This window comes from Acetobacter oryzifermentans (genome assembly GCF_001628715.1).
In the GTDB taxonomy this organism is placed as follows: domain Bacteria; phylum Pseudomonadota; class Alphaproteobacteria; order Acetobacterales; family Acetobacteraceae; genus Acetobacter; species Acetobacter oryzifermentans.
On sequence record NZ_CP011120.1, the window covers coordinates 1,767,501 to 1,783,806 of the forward strand.

15 protein-coding genes are annotated in these 16,306 nt (G+C 52.0%); 11 read left to right on the forward strand and 4 right to left on the reverse strand.

The window, feature by feature from the left end; all coding sequences use genetic code 11:
* Positions 1 to 19: 19 nt before the first annotated feature.
* The 4 genes from WG31_RS08320 to spt all read left to right on the forward strand — a co-directional run bounded on the left by WG31_RS08320 (position 20) and on the right by spt (position 4,521).
* Positions 20 to 1,150, forward strand: a complete 1,131-nt coding sequence (locus WG31_RS08320) for a hypothetical protein (RefSeq protein WP_063354230.1) — start codon at positions 20 to 22, stop codon at positions 1,148 to 1,150.
* Complete coding sequence (locus WG31_RS08325; protein WP_063354231.1) at positions 1,150 to 2,916, forward strand: fatty acyl-AMP ligase; 1,767 nt, start codon at positions 1,150 to 1,152, stop codon at positions 2,914 to 2,916. The genes WG31_RS08320 and WG31_RS08325 overlap by 1 nt, the downstream gene beginning before the upstream one ends.
* A gap of 132 nt (positions 2,917 to 3,048) precedes the next feature.
* On the forward strand, positions 3,049 to 3,300 hold the full coding sequence (locus tag WG31_RS08330) for an acyl carrier protein (RefSeq protein ID WP_003625320.1): 252 nt from the start codon (positions 3,049 to 3,051) through the stop codon (positions 3,298 to 3,300).
* 6 nt (positions 3,301 to 3,306) lie between these two features.
* Positions 3,307 to 4,521 (forward strand): serine palmitoyltransferase, encoded by a 1,215-nt coding sequence (spt, locus tag WG31_RS08335; protein WP_063354232.1) that lies wholly within the window; start codon positions 3,307 to 3,309, stop codon positions 4,519 to 4,521.
* 5 nt (positions 4,522 to 4,526) lie between these two features.
* Here the strand turns inward: spt and WG31_RS08340 are convergent, their stop codons facing one another.
* Positions 4,527 to 5,480, reverse strand: coding sequence for a hypothetical protein (locus tag WG31_RS08340; protein ID WP_063354233.1), 954 nt, complete (start codon positions 5,478 to 5,480; stop codon positions 4,527 to 4,529).
* 24 nt (positions 5,481 to 5,504) lie between these two features.
* Positions 5,505 to 6,485 carry a diacylglycerol/lipid kinase family protein gene (locus WG31_RS08345; protein WP_063354234.1) on the reverse strand — a complete coding sequence of 327 codons (981 nt, stop codon included), beginning with the start codon at positions 6,483 to 6,485 and terminating at the stop codon, positions 5,505 to 5,507.
* A gap of 95 nt (positions 6,486 to 6,580) precedes the next feature.
* Between WG31_RS08345 and WG31_RS08350 the strand changes: the two genes are divergently transcribed.
* From WG31_RS08350 to WG31_RS08370, 5 genes are read left to right on the forward strand one after another with little or no spacing between them, the layout of a single operon-like run.
* Positions 6,581 to 7,531: a metallophosphoesterase family protein gene (locus WG31_RS08350; RefSeq protein ID WP_209439392.1), complete on the forward strand. Its 951-nt coding sequence runs from the start codon at positions 6,581 to 6,583 to the stop codon at positions 7,529 to 7,531.
* Entirely contained in the window at positions 7,528 to 8,727 is a 1,200-nt protein-coding gene (locus WG31_RS08355) for an LptF/LptG family permease (protein WP_063354235.1), read from the forward strand. The genes WG31_RS08350 and WG31_RS08355 overlap by 4 nt, the downstream gene beginning before the upstream one ends.
* A complete protein-coding gene (locus WG31_RS08360) occupies positions 8,724 to 9,818 on the forward strand; it encodes an LptF/LptG family permease (RefSeq protein WP_209439337.1) in 1,095 nt (364 codons plus the stop codon). Before WG31_RS08355 ends, WG31_RS08360 begins: the two co-directional genes overlap by 4 nt.
* Positions 9,815 to 10,600: a sterol desaturase family protein gene (locus WG31_RS08365; protein WP_063354236.1), complete on the forward strand. Its 786-nt coding sequence runs from the start codon at positions 9,815 to 9,817 to the stop codon at positions 10,598 to 10,600. Before WG31_RS08360 ends, WG31_RS08365 begins: the two co-directional genes overlap by 4 nt.
* A complete protein-coding gene (locus tag WG31_RS08370) occupies positions 10,597 to 11,403 on the forward strand; it encodes a nucleotidyltransferase family protein (protein ID WP_063354237.1) in 807 nt (268 codons plus the stop codon). The genes WG31_RS08365 and WG31_RS08370 overlap by 4 nt, the downstream gene beginning before the upstream one ends.
* A gap of 13 nt (positions 11,404 to 11,416) precedes the next feature.
* Here WG31_RS08370 and WG31_RS08375 read toward each other — a convergent pair whose 3' ends face one another.
* On the reverse strand, positions 11,417 to 12,115 hold the full coding sequence (locus WG31_RS08375) for an HAD hydrolase-like protein (RefSeq protein WP_063354238.1): 699 nt from the start codon (positions 12,113 to 12,115) through the stop codon (positions 11,417 to 11,419).
* 82 nt (positions 12,116 to 12,197) lie between these two features.
* Between WG31_RS08375 and glmU the strand changes: the two genes are divergently transcribed.
* Together glmU and glmS are read left to right on the forward strand one after the other, a co-directional pair.
* Complete coding sequence (glmU, locus tag WG31_RS08380; RefSeq protein WP_063354239.1) at positions 12,198 to 13,574, forward strand: bifunctional UDP-N-acetylglucosamine diphosphorylase/glucosamine-1-phosphate N-acetyltransferase GlmU; 1,377 nt, start codon at positions 12,198 to 12,200, stop codon at positions 13,572 to 13,574.
* Positions 13,574 to 15,397 (forward strand): glutamine--fructose-6-phosphate transaminase (isomerizing), encoded by a 1,824-nt coding sequence (gene glmS, locus WG31_RS08385; protein WP_063354240.1) that lies wholly within the window; start codon positions 13,574 to 13,576, stop codon positions 15,395 to 15,397. The genes glmU and glmS overlap by 1 nt, the downstream gene beginning before the upstream one ends.
* A 57-nt stretch (positions 15,398 to 15,454) precedes the next feature.
* On the opposite strand, the gene WG31_RS08390 is transcribed toward glmS, so the two are convergent.
* Complete coding sequence (locus tag WG31_RS08390; protein ID WP_063354241.1) at positions 15,455 to 16,288, reverse strand: DUF3108 domain-containing protein; 834 nt, start codon at positions 16,286 to 16,288, stop codon at positions 15,455 to 15,457.
* Between the last annotated feature and the right edge of the window lie 18 nt (positions 16,289 to 16,306).

The window sequence follows — 16,306 nt, forward strand, 5'->3', positions numbered from 1 at the left end:
CAAGGATGACATTTAACAGATGCGCATTCTCTTCCCTTACATCGCACAGCCGCACCAAACCTTGCATTCTTTGCCGATTGCAATGGAAATTGCGAGCCGTCACCCCGAGGCTGAAGTGCATCTTGCCTGCACCACACAATCGCATCTGGATTATGTGCGCTCACTGGCCGCATATTATCCAGAATCGAAAGTACAGTTCAGCCTTCTACACCTTCCTCAGTTTCTTCGGCGCCAAACTGAACGCTACGGGCAGACCGCTTTTTTTCGTCTGGCGAGCCTATTTTTTAACAAGAATTATTTCTCTTCGTTTCAGGGGATTGTTGTTCCCGAGCGCACTTCACTCTATCTGCGCAAGCTAGGGGTAAATAAGCCAAGGCTGATATGGACACGCCACGGTGCCGGAGATCGGGCTATTGGTTTTGCGCGTGACGTAAAGAAATTCGACTACGTGCTGATGGCTGGACACAAAATAGAAGAGCGGCTTTTAGCTCAAGGTGCCATCCGTCCTGGCTGTTATCATACTGGCGTTTATGCCAAATTCGATATGGTTCATCGGATGCGCCATCGGACATTACGTCTATTTAACAATAATCGCCCGACTGTCCTTTATAATCCACATTTTAATACGCGCCTCTCATCCTGGCCTAAAATGGGCCTGAATGTGCTGACACATTTTGCTAACCAAGACCGTTATAATCTTATCTTTGCGCCCCATTATCGGCTGTTTGACAACAAAAAAGCCGAAGCATTGCAGTTAGAACGTGCATTTGGGCATTATCCGCACATGCTGGTGGATACCGGTAGTGCCCGCAGCATTGATATGACGTACACATCCACCGCAGATATGTATCTGGGCGATGTGAGTTCGCAAGTTGCCGAATTTCTGGTAAAGCCGCGCGCTTGTATGTTTCTGAATGCGCACAATGTTGATTGGGAGGGGGATGAAAATTACCGCTTCTGGTCTTTGGGATCTGTGCTGAATACTATTGACAGTCTAGGAGAAGACATTGAACAAGCCTTTTCGTCGCACAATGCTTTCGTAAATCTGCAAAAAGATTATATACGCGACACGTTCGACCTTGTTGGGGACGAACCGACTGCGCCGGTAGGGGCCGACGCAATTGTTGATTTTCTTCGAATGGCCAGCTGATGAATAGTATGAACCCTGCTTCTGCAATCTCTTTAAATGAAACCCTCCAACCGGTTTCTACCGCATCTGGTCAGCCACGCCGGTACGGGGATTTTGCAACATTTCCTGAAGCGTTGGACTATGCAGCTCAAGGCGAAGCCGGGTTTAACATTTATTCCGGCAAAGGCGTACTTCTAGAAGCCCTACCCTATAAAGTATTGCGTCAGCAGGCTGTTGATACAGCTTTGCGCCTTTTGGGCATGGGCCTACAACCGGGAGACCGTGTTGCCATTGTGGCGGAAAGCGATGGTGATTTTGCCCGCATCTTCTTTGGCTGTCAGTATGCTGGTTTGGTTGCGGCCCCTCTTCCCCTCCCAGTCGCTTTTGGCGGCAAAGAAGCCTATCTGAAAACTCTTCGGGGTATGATTACTAGCGCACAAGCCAGCGCCGTGATTATTCCGCAGATTATCGAAGGCTGGACGGACGAAATTGTAACGGGCTTGGGCCTTGTTTTTGCTGGGCCACCTGCTGAGCTTATGGCACGCCCTGTGTCAGATATGCCGCTGCCGGATATTCAACCAGAAAACCTTTCATATCTTCAGTTTTCTTCCGGCAGCACACGCTTCCCCATGGGGGTTTGCGTAAGCCACCGTTCCGGCATGGCGAATGTTTCCTCGATTGCACGCAATGGATTGCAGGTTAAGGAAACAGGGGATCGCTGCGTTTCGTGGCTTCCTCTCTATCATGATATGGGTCTGGTTGGTTTCTTCCTGACACCCATGACGTGCCAGTTGAGCGTGGACCTGCTGCCGACGCGCGAATTCGCACGCAGACCGCATGTATGGCTGGATCTGATCAGCCGTAACCGTGGCACCATCGCCTACAGCCCCTCTTTTGGGTATGAACTTTGCGCCCGGCGCCCGGCATCCGAAGGGCTGGATCTCTCTTGCTGGCGGGTTGCAGGCATTGGTGGCGATATGATCCGCGCGCATATTCTGGATGAATTCGCTACGCGCTTTGCCCCTGCTGGCTTTAGCCCAAAAGCATTTGTAGCTAGCTATGGTATGGCAGAAGCTACGCTCGCCATCAGCTTTGCGCCGCTTGATACAGGCATAGAAACCGATACGGTTGACCTTCCTGCGCTGGAAAGCACAGGAATTGCGCGCCCACCCGCCAGTGCAGACACACCAAGCCGCACCTTTGTGATTTGCGGGAAAGTTCTGCCTGGACATGAACTGGAAGTTCGGAATAGCTATGGCCGGGTGCTGAGCGACAGAGAAGTTGGCACTATTTATGTACGTGGCCCCAGCCTGATGAGCGGTTACTTCCGTATGCCGGAAGAAAGCAGCAAAACGCTGGACGCAGACAACTGGCTGAACACTGGTGATCTGGGCTACATGCTCAATGGGCAGATAGTTGTCACTGGCCGCGCCAAAGACTTGATTATTATTAATGGCCGCAACATCTGGCCACAGGATCTGGAATGGTCTGCCGAAACGCATATTCCTGTCCTTCGCAGCCGAGATGTGGCTGTTTTCTCTCTGGAAAAGGGTGACCATGAGGAAATCGTGGCTCTTATTCAGTGCCGCGCTTCTGCCTCAGACACGCGTGAGAAACTGAGAGCCGAAGCCGCCAGCTTGTTCCGCCGCCTCCATGGGGTAGAAGTTTCTGTTGTATTGGTGCCACCACATGCGCTGCCGCAGACATCTTCGGGCAAACTTACACGCGCCAAAGCCCGTACCATGTATCTAAGCGGCGCGTTTGAGCAGCAGTCTGAAGTCGCCTGACCGGCCTACAGGATTTTATAGCCCGTTTATGATGAGAAAGGCTGGTCAAACTGGCCTTTTTCACCCATAAGGCGGCACTGCGAGCACAAGCTCGGCATAAAACAAACGCCCTTAAGGGATGAAGGATCCGACATGAGCGAAACCGTTGAAAGCGTTTCCGCGCTGATCATTCAAAAGCTCCTCGCCAACCCGAAGGTTCCGCGTGACATTGATGGTAACTGCAAGATCATGGAAGATCTTGCGTTTGATTCTTTGGCCGTCATGAACTTCGTTATGGAAGTTGAAGATAGCTTGGATGTTTCCATCCCGCTCGACAAACTTGCCGATATCCGGACGATTAATGACCTTGCCGCATGCATTGTCGCTCTGAAAAACAAAGGGTGAGCGTGGATGACATCACTATTTTCCAAATTTGAAGGTACGGCAGGCGCGCTGGGTTCTGTAGTCGCCGTAGGTGGCCGCAACCCTTTTGCTGTTGTTATTGAAAAACCTGTATCTTCAACTGTTGGAATTATTGAAGGTCGGGAAACGCTTCTTTTCGGTACCAATAATTATTTAGGCCTGAGCCAATCCAAAAATGCCATTCGGGCCGCCCAACAAGCTGCTGCGACTTGCGGCGTTGGCACCACGGGCTCGCGCATTGCAAATGGCACGCAGTCTCTCCACCGGCAGCTTGAAAAAGATATTGCCGCGTTTTTTGGCCGCCGTGATGCCATGGTTTTTTCTACGGGTTATCAGGCTAACTTAGGCATTATTTCCACGCTTGCAGGCAAAGACGACCATCTGTTTCTGGACGCTGATAGCCATGCCAGCATTTATGATGGTAGCCGCCTGAGTGCTGCAGAAGTTATTCGTTTCCGCCATAATGACCCGGATAATCTTTATAAACGCCTGAAACGCATGGATGGCACCCCCGGTGCCAAGCTGATTGTGGTTGAAGGCATTTATTCCATGACAGGCAATGTGGCCCCGATTGCAGAATTTGTAGCCGTTAAAAAAGAAACTGGTGCATATCTTCTGGTAGATGAAGCCCATTCCTTTGGGGTATTGGGTGAAAACGGACGCGGTGCGGCTGAAGCCGACGGTGTGGAAGCTGATGTAGACTTTATTGTCGGCACATTTTCAAAAAGCCTCGGCACTGTTGGGGGTTACTGCGTATCCGATCATCCTGAGCTGGAATTTGTACGCCTGAATTGCCGCCCATATATGTTTACGGCATCTCTTCCACCAGAGGTTATTGCTGCAACAACGGCAGCCTTGAGCGATATGCAGGCTCATCCAGAACTGCGTAAACAGCTTATGGCCAATGCTCAGCAACTCCATGCTGGTTTTGTAGATATCGGGCTAAATGCGAGTAAACAGGCTACCCCTGTTATTGCAGTTACGCTGGAAACTGCTGAAGAAGCTATTCCCATGTGGAACAGGCTTCTGGAACTTGGTGTTTACGTCAACCTTAGCCTTCCCCCGGCAACGCCAGATTCACGCCCCTTGCTGCGTTGTTCCGTAATGGCCACTCATACGCCAGAGCAGATTGCTCAGGCCATTGCCATATTCCGGCAGGCTGCCGCAGAAGTTGGCGTAACACCAGCACCCACAGCAGCCTAAAACCCCTATTTACGTTTAAATGCCCCTTGCCGCCACAACCGCCAAACAATTGGCGGCGCTGCCAGTAAGGGGTGTTTTTCTGCAAATGAAGAAAGCGGCACTTCTATCCCGCTATGGCGTTGAACTTTCCATACCGCGTAACGTGCCCCACCTGTAAATGTATAAGCTGCCTTAAGTAAGCGCAGAATATTTAAAGGCCGACCGCAAGACGCACGTAATGTCCATTTTTGAATGGCATGTTGCTTTTGTTCCTGTGGGATTTGCGGCGTTACAATCTGATCTTGAGACTTATACGGAATACCCAGCACTTGCCAACACGGCAGTAAAAGCTGCGCATAACGCTGCATATAAGCATCTACAATGCTTTGCCCGCGGCCCGCTTTTTCAACCCGCAATTCAACACGATAAGTATTGCGGTACAAGGTATTCCAATAATCCAGAACGCCGCCTGAAGCCGGGCCAAGTTGTGCGGCCCACCATGCCGCAGTCAATACCGCCCGCATAACACAAGCGTGCAATGCTTCTTGGGCTTCGTTATCCCGCCACCATACCAACCGAACAGGCTGAGAAAAGCGCGCCCAAACAGTGGTATCCAATGTTTGGGTGCGCGTTAGGGAACGAAACTGCGCGAGAGACAAAATAGCAACTTTGGCCCTTAGCAGATGCTCCCCTACCCTGTATTCATGATATTCCACGTTAGGGGGCAAAGTGGCATTTGCCAGACAGGAAAGCCACGCTCTGGGCCAGTCCATCTGCTTTTCTACGATAATATAAAAATCCAGCAGGGTATCATCTTGAATCCCACCCCGTAGACCAGACCCATAAAACAAGACCCCTAATGGTTGCGCTGTGCCCAAAAGATTACGCACAAATTCCGTCACCAAAGGGGATACAGGCGTATGCAGTTCTTGCTCTGTAAGGGTGAAAATTTCTTTCTGCCCCGACCGAATACCCTTCATGAACTGCTTTTCCACCAGAATGCTTTAAACATGCACAAAAGAAACCACGGGCCCCGCAGAAACAGTCAGTTTGCCATCTTCCCCAGGCGGCAAAACCTCACCATCCAGAATAAAGGATTGATCCGTACGCAACACCAATTCGGTTGCCGAACCACTATGATAAGCTGCATCTTGCCGTAACCATTGCGGCGCTTTCCCCCGCAACAAATTCCAGACTGCACGCCCTAAATGAGGGGGAAAAGCCGCAACATCCAGATAACTAATACCTCGGTCTGCTTCTGTCAGATTCTGCCAGAATGGCCAGATACCGTGGGGCAGCCGATGCAAAGCGGTGCATAAAAACAGAAAATGATTCTGCTCAGGCAATACCTCACCATCCCGCTCTACTGTAACTTTTGTACCTTCCAGCCATCCTCGCCTATGCTTCGGGCTTAGCAACTGCCAAGCCGTTACAAACAATGTCGCCATAACCGCAGCATCATGCGAATAATTTTTCAGGATTTTGGGGTCATGCGCGATTTCAATCCCACGCCCAAAAGCACCCAAACCACCAAAAAAGCCTAGAGAAGCCCCTTCTTTCTGCCCGTTACGCATTACCACCAAAGGCTGCCTGCGCCGCACATCGGAAAGAAGGCGTCCGGATGCCAGACGGGCCTGCAAAATCTGTAATGCCTCAACCCCACGCTTACCAAAACCAACATCTGTGGCAATCAGGTTAGTATTGCCAGAGGGCAACACAACAATACTTGGCCACTGCTCTGGCGGGCAGGATGAGGTATAAAGTGCGCTCAGAACATTCCCAACTGTGCCGTCTCCCCCATCCACAACCAGACAGCTTATTTTTTGCTGTAAGAGGGCATAAACCTGCTGCCTTAATGCAGCATGCGTTCTAGGGGAGCAGAACAAAGGCCCCAACATTTTGCCCGCCAGCGCCAGATACTTGGGATCTGCCTTCAAATTCCGACGGCTACGAGGATTGTAAATCAGGGCAAAACGATCGGACATTCAGCACTCTTGCTATAAACAAACAAAAACGCCAGCGCCTTTTGCCCCGGCTACGGGCGATGGTATAAAGGCTGTTATGGCTCTTGTCACATGCCGTGGGGCCATACACCGTCACCGGAGATGTGTTTTTCTTGTCCTGCGTTCATATCGCCCATCTGTCTGACCCACATCTGCCACTTGTCGGCTTGCCTTCTTTTAAGGAAATCTGCTTCAAGCGCATCCTCAGTTTGTTGTCTTGGCAACTGCGGCGCAGGCACCTGCATAAATTACCGGCTTTGCAGTCAATCATGCGGGATATCCGCCACTTTCACCCAGATATGGTTGCCCTAACGGGGGATCTGACCAATCTGGGTTTGCTCAAAGAATTTCAGCACGCACGGCAGTGGCTTTTACAGCAAGATTTGCCCCCTACACTGCTTATTCCCGGCAATCATGATGCGCTGATAAAAGAGAATAGCGCTACCAAACAGGCTCTCTGGGCCGAATGGCTACATAGTAGCACGCAGTCTGAACCGGCAGCCCCTTCATTGCTGGTAAAAGATCATATTGTCCTTATTGGGGTCAACACGGCCGTTCCCACCTTACCCTTTTTGGCGTCTGGCAAGGCCGGGCAAACCCAGCTTGTGCTTTTGGCGGATCTGTTGCGCCGCACCCGCGTTATGGGATTATGCCGGATTGTGCTACTCCATCACCCTCCGGCGCAAGGCATTGTCAGCCGCCGCAAAGGGCTGGATGATTTCCTAGCGTTTCAAGACGTATTGCGTGCAGAAGGTGCTGAACTTGTGCTTTACGGGCATTCTCATCGTGCGCAAATCACCACTCTTCCGGGCACAGATATTCTGGCTGTCAGCAGCACCTCTGCGTCCCACATTGCGGATGAACCGGAAAAAAGTGCGGGGTGGAATGCTATTTCCGTGCACAAACAGCCCGATATCTGGCAAATCACCATTCAGCACCGCAGCTTAATGCCAGATGGAAGCTTGCAAGATAGCCAAATGAGGCGTGTGTGCAGTGCGCATCGCCTTTTGCCCGCAACCTCGCTATGACAACCCGCATGCTCAATGTGCCTTTCCTGCGCCGGATTGTAGCTTTGCTTCGCCCCGGCACATTAGACCGCTACCTGATTGCTCAGGTTATGCCGCCTTTTTTGGTGGCGCTGTCTGTTGTGATGATTGCCCTGATACTTGAACGCCTTTTGGTGCTGTTCAATCTGCTGGCAGCGGGCAACAACCATATTGGCATATTTATTGGTCTGCTGGCGGCCTTGCTGCCCCATTACCTTGGCTTGGCTATTCCGGCCGCACTTTGCGTAGCGGTGTTTACCGTGATCCGCCGCATGAGCCAGAATGAAGAAATTGATGCCATCAACAGCAGTGGCCTTTCACTACTGCGGATTACGCGCCCCTATATCCAACTGGGCATTATCTTGGGTATTCTTTCCTTTCTGCTTTATGGCTTTATCCAGCCTCATGCACGGTATGATTTCCGTTCAACCTTTTACATTGCCAGCCACACAGGCTGGGCGCCACGTTTGCAGCCTCGCATGTTTGCCAGCCCTTCATCTCAACTGACCATTGTTGCGGATAAGGTCTCCCAAAGCGGCTCTGATCTGGAAAATGTTTTTATCCGCGATCTTTCTGAGCAGCAGGAACGCGATATTACGGCGCGCAACGGGCATATCCGCATCGGTTTGGATGGTGAAACTGTTGAGATTGATCTTACCCATGGCGTGATTGTCACGGATAAAGGGGATGGCGTGCCCAGTCTGGTCACGTTTGATCATTCTACGCGCTACCTTACACATGCCTCGCACGTCTCTCCTTTCCGCACGCGCGGCGAGGATGAACGAGAGCTGACATCCCCAGAACTGGTTGGCCGCCTCATTCGGCATGACCCTTCCATTTCCCGCCCTCATATGCGTTCTGAAGTGCATTTTCGTATGGCGCGCAGCCTTACTGTGCCTTTTATTCCCCTATTGGCGGCCTCTCTGGCTCTTATGCGCAAGCGCCAACGCAACAATGCCGGTCTGCCTCTGGCCTTTATTATTATGGTTGGGTTTGACCACATCATCCAGTTTGGCCACAGCATGGTGGCTACAAAAAAGGCATCGCTCCTGCTGATCTGGGGGCCTTCGTTGGTCTTTATTGTAGGCTGTACGTTGCTGCTACTTTATAAATCAGGCACCTTTCAGGTGTTAAAAGTCTGGCGTTCCCGCTCATCTGCCCAAAAAGCCTTGCCATGAGCCAATCTTCAAGCATGCCCCGCCACGTTCTTCTCCGCTATCTTTCCATGGCGTTGCTTACGCGCGTGATTTTTTGTGGCGCCGTTCTCGTCGGGCTTCTTGAAATTCTGGCCCTGCTTGAACAAACCACTCCTATTTTACAACGGCACTTAGGCGTACAGGGCATTCTCAGCTTTGCGGCCATGCGTGCACCATTTCTGCTGGCAGGCGCACTTCCATTAAGTGTGTTGATTGGCGCGCTGCTGATGCTCACCCAAATGACATTGGCCAGCGAAATTGCCATCCTGCGAGCTTGTGGCCTTTCTACTTTTGGCCTGTATAAATACCTTATCCCCGCCACTCTGGTAATCGGCTTTGCAGGCGTTGTGCTGGATGATCAGGTTACGCCCCGGTCTGAGCAGGCATTGGCCGCATGGTGGAACCGTACAGACCCACATCCAGAAAATGGGCACGCCTTCTGGTTTCATGATGGCAACCGTATTGCCCATATTGGCTATACATCGGATGGCGGCAATATGCTGGCCAAGGTGGATATCTATATCCGTGATGCCAACGGACGGTTACAACAGATTCTCCACGCCAAATCTGCTGATTACACACATACGCGCGGCTGGCTGCTGCACAATGTTGATAGCATTACCGTGGAAGGCGAAAAAACCACGCGCCTGCCTTCTGTTCAGAACATGAGTTGGGACACAAGCCTGCACCCGTGGGAGTTTATCCGCCTGTCTGCCGAAAATCCGCCGCTTTCTTCCACCACCATTCTGGGCATGCTACAAGGGCACCTACCATCCCATACCAGCCCCGGTTTTCTGGAAGCTGGGCTACTTGAACGCTTCTTGCGTCCGGCCTCCTTACTTGTTCTTTTGTTGATTGCGCTGCCCACAATCTATATCCCTCCACGGACAGGAACGCGCAGTTGGGTACCAGTATGGTGCTTGGGCTGCGGGCTGTTGTTTATTATTGTGCAGGGTATGCTACGCGCAATGGGGAATGCGGGCTTGCTACCGCCAGCAATTGCTACCATACCCGCACTGATTATTTTCACACTGGGAGCCATTACTGTGCTCCTGAGGAATGAAACACGATGAGCGGAACGCTAAATAACTCGTCGCTTAAAACCGGACGCAGCTTTGATCTGGGGAAAATGAACCTCAGGCAGCTTTGGGTGGCATATCTTACCTACCCAACCATCCTGCTCTATTTTGCGCTGGTTATTGCTTCTGCTGCGCTGGCTGCGTATTTTTTTGCAGGTTGGTGGCCAACGCTGGTTTCTATGGTCGCCGTTGTTGTTGTGTATCCAGTGGTATGGTACCTACTGCACCGCTACGTGCTACATGGGCGTATCCTGTATAAAATGAAGTGGACGGCCGCTCTGTGGAAGCGCATCCATTTTGACCATCATCAGGACCCGCATCTGCTGGATGTTCTGTTTGGCGCACCTGCTACAACACTGCCGACCATTGGGGCTGTCACCATTCCTATTGGGTACCTTATTGGCGGGATTGGCGCTGCAGCCACGGCATTTGGCACAGGCGTTGCCATTACCTGCATTTACGAATTCTTCCACTGCATCCAGCACCTTAACTACAAGCCACGCGCAAGTTGGATCCAGCGCATGAAAGCGCGCCATGTGCTGCACCATTTCCATGATGAGGATGGCAACTTCGGCATTACCAGCTTTGTGGTGGATCGGATGTTTGGCTCATATTATCTAGATGCTAAAGCCCGCTCCCGCAGCCCCACGGTTTTTAATCTGGGTTACGATGTTAAGGAAGCCCAACAGTATCCGTGGGTCATGGAGTTGACGGGCGCTCCCCCGCGTGATCGCCCCGATGGTGCACGCCCTGCGGAGAACAGGAAAGCGGCATGACCGCTTCCTCTCAAAGCATAACAGCTTTTATTCTGGCAGGTTCTCGCCCCGGCAAGCCAGACCCGGTTGCATTGGCCGGGGGCGTTTCTCACAAAGCACTCCTGCCTATTGGTGGGGTGCCTATGCTCTTGAGGGTAATTGATGCGCTGCAGCAGGTGCCTCAAATCACCCGCATTGCTGTTTGTATTGAAAACCCACAGATTATTGCGTCTATCTTACCCGCAGGAATAGATGTTATTCCGGCGCGGCCTGAAGGCCCAAGTGCCAGCGTATTGGCTGGCCTTGCGCGCTATGGCACGCCTTTGCTGGTAACCACGGCAGATAATGCCCTACTCCAGCCAAGCTGGGTGCAAGAACTGCTGAGCGAGAGCCATACGCAAGCTGACCTTGCCGTTGCTGTTGCAACAGAAGCAACCGTAAAGCGGGATGTACCCAACACGCAGCGTACCTATATTCGGCTTGCTGATCTGTCTTTTTCTGGCTGTAACCTATTTTTATTCCGCACATCTGTTTCTGCCCGCGTGGCAGACCTGTGGCAGCATGTAGAAAAAAACCGCAAGCATCCTTTACGGATTGCTTGGCTTTTAGGGCTGAGCATTCTGCTGCGCGCCCTCTGTGGCAAGCTGACACGGCGCGCGCTTTACCGGCGCATCTATCATCTCACCAGTGCAAAAGCAGAACTTGTTCCACTTTCTGATGGCCGCGCTGCTGTAGATGTAGATAAACCTGCCGATGTTGTGCTGGCGGAAGAGCTTGCCTCTACTCTTCCAACGTGTTCCGTTACAAAAACACCCGGAAAATAATTTCTTTTCACACTTAAGCGGGCAGTAACGCAGGCAGTACCGATGGAATATCCATCATGCTGCCCGCTTGAGCATCTGCCTGTGCTGCCAATGCGCTGGAACCATAGCCCCACGCGGCAAACACAAACCTTACGCCAGCACCAGTCGCGGCCCCACAATCTGGCGGCATATCCCCAATCATCACACTACGCGAAACCTCTCCGCCAGCCTGTTTGATTGTGCCCAGTAAATGGGCCGGATCTGGTTTATGGGCGGCAAAACTGTCACCTCCGCCTATTGCTGCAAAAAGTGACGTTAGGCCAAAATTGTCTAAAATACGCTGGGCAGCCACCTCCGGCTTGTTGGTACATACAGCCAGCAACCACCCGGCACTTTTCAACTGCTCCAATGCCTGCTGTGTGCCGGGAAACAGACGTGAAAGCCGTGTAGCCCGTGGCGTGTAAAGCTCCATAAACTTCTGCACAGCTTCGGCCTCCGTAAACGGTAAAACATATGGCTGCGACGTTATGGCCTTCAGCTTTTTATGTCCTGCATCCAGAACGCGTTGCACCAAGGTGGGCACGCCATTGCCTATCATGGTACGCACCTCTGCATCTGTCAGGGGGGGAAGATGGCATATTTCCAGTAATTCCCGGCTGCACGCCGCCAGATCCGGTACGGAATCAAGCAACGTGCCGTCCATATCAAAAACAGCAAGACGAGGTGTGAACATGCGGTTTTTCCTTGCCGAGTAAATATCTGAAAACTTTTATGATATTGGCATGTTTGTTTTCCGATGGGGAGACGTTTGACACATGCCGGAGCTTGGCTTACCGCATGCTGTTATGACGTCTATTTCCGCACCACGTCCTGCCACGGCGGTTCTTCTGGCCGCCGGACTGGGCACCCGCATGAAGTCCTCCCGCCCTAAAGCCATGCAATCTCTTGGTGGCCGACCAATGCTGGCACATCTACTTGCCAATGCAGCGGAGGTTTTTGACAGGCTGGTTGTTGTAATCGGCCCAGACATGGAAGAGGTTGCCGAGTTGGCGGCTCCCTATCCAGTGGTTGTGCAACAAGAACGCTTGGGCACTGCTCACGCGGCCTTGCAGGCCGAAGCCTGGTTTGGTGATGGCGATGTGGCTGTGCTGTATGCAGATAACCCGCTGATTTCGGCTGAAACACTTAATCGTTTGTTGGAAGAGCGCCGCAAGCCAGATGTGGGCTTGGCATTGTTAGCCATGCGCCCGGCTGATCCTGCACGATATGGCCGCGTTGTTGCCCAAAATGGCAATGTGGAACGTATTGTAGAATGGGCAGACGCCACGCCAGAAGAACGCGCGATTGACCTATGCAATGCCGGTGTATTGTGCGCAGATGCCGTAGATTTCCGCCGCTGGCTTCATAACGTGCGCAATGATAACGCCAAGGGCGAATATTATCTGACAGACGTAGTAGATCTGGCTGTAGCCGATAGCGTGCAGGTACGCGCGGTAGAAGCTGCAGAAGATGAACTGCGTGGCGTAAACTCTCGTGCAGAACTGGCTCAGGCAGAAGCTGCCCTGCAAACACGCCTACGCAATAAAGCCATGGAAAATGGTGTAACGTTAGTTGCACCAGAAACTGTGTTTCTAAGTGCTGATACGCAGATTGAAGCTGATGTGTTAATAGAACCTAACGTGTTCTTTGGCCCTGGCGTAACTGTGCAAAGTGGTGCTGTTATTCGCGCCTTTAGCCATCTTGAGGGGTGCGAAGTGCAGGCCAATGCGATTGTTGGCCCTTATGCGCGTATTCGGGAAGGCTCCACCATTGGCGCTTCTGCACGGGTTGGCAACTTTGTTGAACTCAAGGCCACAACACTGGGCGAAGGTTCCAAAGCCAATCATCTTACCTATCTGGGTAATGCCGAAATCGGCAGCCACACCAATATTGGCGCAGGCACTATTACCTGCAACTATGATGGCGTGTTCAAACACACCACCACGATTGGAGAGAAAGCCTTTATCGGCTCGGATTCCATTCTTGTGGCACCCGTTACTATTGGAGACAACGCGCTGGTGGCCGCTGGCAGTGTCATTACAAAAAATGTGCCAGATGAAGCTCTGGCTTTTGGCCGGGCACAGCAAGTGAATAAAGCAGAAATGGGCAGGCTTTTTAAAGAGCGCCTGCAAGCAAAAAAGGAAAACGGCTGATGTGTGGGATCTGCGGCGTTGTTGGCCGAAGGCATGCCACCCCTATTGTTTTTGAAGGCCTGCGCCGGTTGGAATATCGGGGCTATGATTCCGCAGGTATTGCCACTTTAGTAGATGGGCGTGTTGAACGCCGCCGTGCGGCAGGTAAACTGGATAACCTTGCCGCATTGCTAAAAAAGGAACCTTTGCCCGGCACCACCGGCATTGGGCATACCCGCTGGGCCACACATGGCGCCCCTACAGCTTGCAATGCCCACCCCCATGGTACCGAGCGCGTGGCCATTGTGCATAATGGCATTATCGAAAACTTTGAAACCCTACGCAGTGATCTGGAAGCTGCTGGTCAGGTTTTTGAAACAGAAACCGACAGCGAAACCATCGCCCTGCTGGTAGATTACCATCTGCAACAGGGGTTAGAACCCAAAGAAGCGGCCCTGCATGCACTGCGCCGCCTAGAAGGCGCATATGCCGTTGCCATAATTTTTGCTGGCCACGAAGGGCTGATGATTGGCGCATGCCACAGCGCCCCTCTGGCTGTGGGTTTTGGCGAAGATGAAATGTTTCTGGGCTCTGATTCACTGGCTCTGGCCCCGCTGACCCGTCGCATCGCCTACATGGAAGATGGGGATTGCGTGGTTATCACCCCGAAGGGTGCAGAGTTCATGAACTTTGATGGTGTGCCTGTTGAACGCACTATCCAGCTTACTGCTCTAGCGGCTGGTTCCATCGGCAAAGATGGTTACCGCCACTACATGGAAAAAGAGCTGCACGAACATCCGTTGGTAATCGGCCAGACCTTGCAGCGCATGGTGGATCCGGCTTCTCGTCGCGTTCTTTTACCTGAACTGCCTTTTGATCTGGCAAAAGTGCCACGCGCAGTTATTACCGCTTGTGGGTCTGCCTTTTTTGCAGGGATGATTGGCCGCTACTGGCTGGAAGAAATTGCCCGCTTGCCAGTGGATATAGATGTTGCCAGCGAGATGCGTTACCGCAACCCGCCGCTAACGGAAGGGTCCTTGGGGCTGTTGATTTCTCAATCTGGGGAAACAGCAGATACACTGGCGGCCTTGCGTAGCCTACGTGAAAAAGCGATTCACATTGTTTCCGTGCTGAATGTTGAACACAGCACCATGGCGCGGGAAAGTGATGTTGTGCTGGGCACCGTGGCTGGCCCGGAAATTTCTGTGGCATCCACTAAGGCTTTTACCGCTCAGTTAACCGTATTAGCGTGCCTGACCATTGCCACTGCCCGTGCACGCGGCAAGCTGGATACGCTGGCAGAAGAACATCTGGTAAGCGCCCTGTTAGATCTCCCCAGCCGCGCAGCAGAAGTGTTCAACCAAACAGACGCTATTCGTGCCATGGCCCAGCTTGTGGTGGAAGCACGTGATGTTCTGTATCTGGGCCGTGGCAGCATGTTCCCCGTTGCCATGGAAGGTGCGCTCAAGCTGAAGGAAATTTCCTACATTCACGCAGAAGCTTATGCAGCTGGTGAAATGAAGCACGGGCCAATTTCCCTTATTGATCGCACAGTGCCAATTGTCGCCACAGTGCCATCAAACGCGTTGTTTGAAAAAACACTTTCCAACCTGCAAGAAGCCAAAGCACGTGGTGGCCGCCTACTGGTGTTTACGGATACCAAAGGTGCTGAACGTGTATCTGCTATTGCAGAACAGATGGTGGTTCTGCCCCACGTGCATGATTTTGTAGCCCCCATTCTGCAAACCATTCCGGTGCAAATGTTGGCTTATGAAGTTGCTGTGCTGAAAGGCACAGATGTAGATCAACCACGTAATCTGGCAAAATCTGTCACCGTGGAATAAATACAAAAAAGCCCCTATCTGCACGGATAGGGGCTTTTTATTCGGGCTTCTTGCCATTTATGGCTGTTGCTGAGGTTTCCCTTCCAGTTCCACCATAATGTGCCCCATTTTTGGGCTATCCACCTCTACTCTTGTAGCCACCATACCAATCTGGGGAATGTTCTCAAACCAGACGCGCCCCTGCTGAGGCTTTCTGGCTTTGCGGTCTGCACTAGAGAGTTTAAAGCCCTTGATCTGCTGTGCTACAAAACTACAGCGTAAACCATCTTCTCCCCAATCTTTTGATGCGCCATCTGGCAAAGGCTGAACGCCCTCTGTTTGCACCTGCAACGTGCTTAAGCGCACACCATCAAACACCTTAACCGCGCCGTTACCGCAGCCTTGCCCTTCCTGCACCTTGTGCAAAAGCGCCATAAGAATGGCAACATTATCCACTGCACCTTTGCGCTCATCTGGCAAAATCTGTTCGCGATCGGTTTCTACAGGCTCCATTGCCTGCACATCTGGCATATCCTGCTTATAGGCAATGGAAAGATGCCGATTTTTACCGCGAGACCAGCCAGCACTCTCATAGCTTTCTGGTTCAGGCATGCCACTATTGTAAAAATGCCCCTGCGCGCGGATGTTGATATTGGTTTTCATGAAAAGCTGGAGCAACCCACCCGTCTTGCTTTGGGCAGCTACACTGTACTGGTTACTGCTCAGACGATAAGCACTGTTAATGGTCATAACATGCAGGCCGTGCGCATACACAAAATAGCGCACCACTGTTTGCGGTGTAGAAACCGCACCAGCAAATGGTGTTGCTGCTATCCCTCCACCCACAAGCAACAAACCTAAAGCACTGGCTTTGGCAACACGGCGCTTAAATAACAGATGCAAAAAAGACATTAGAAAGTACCTTATGGA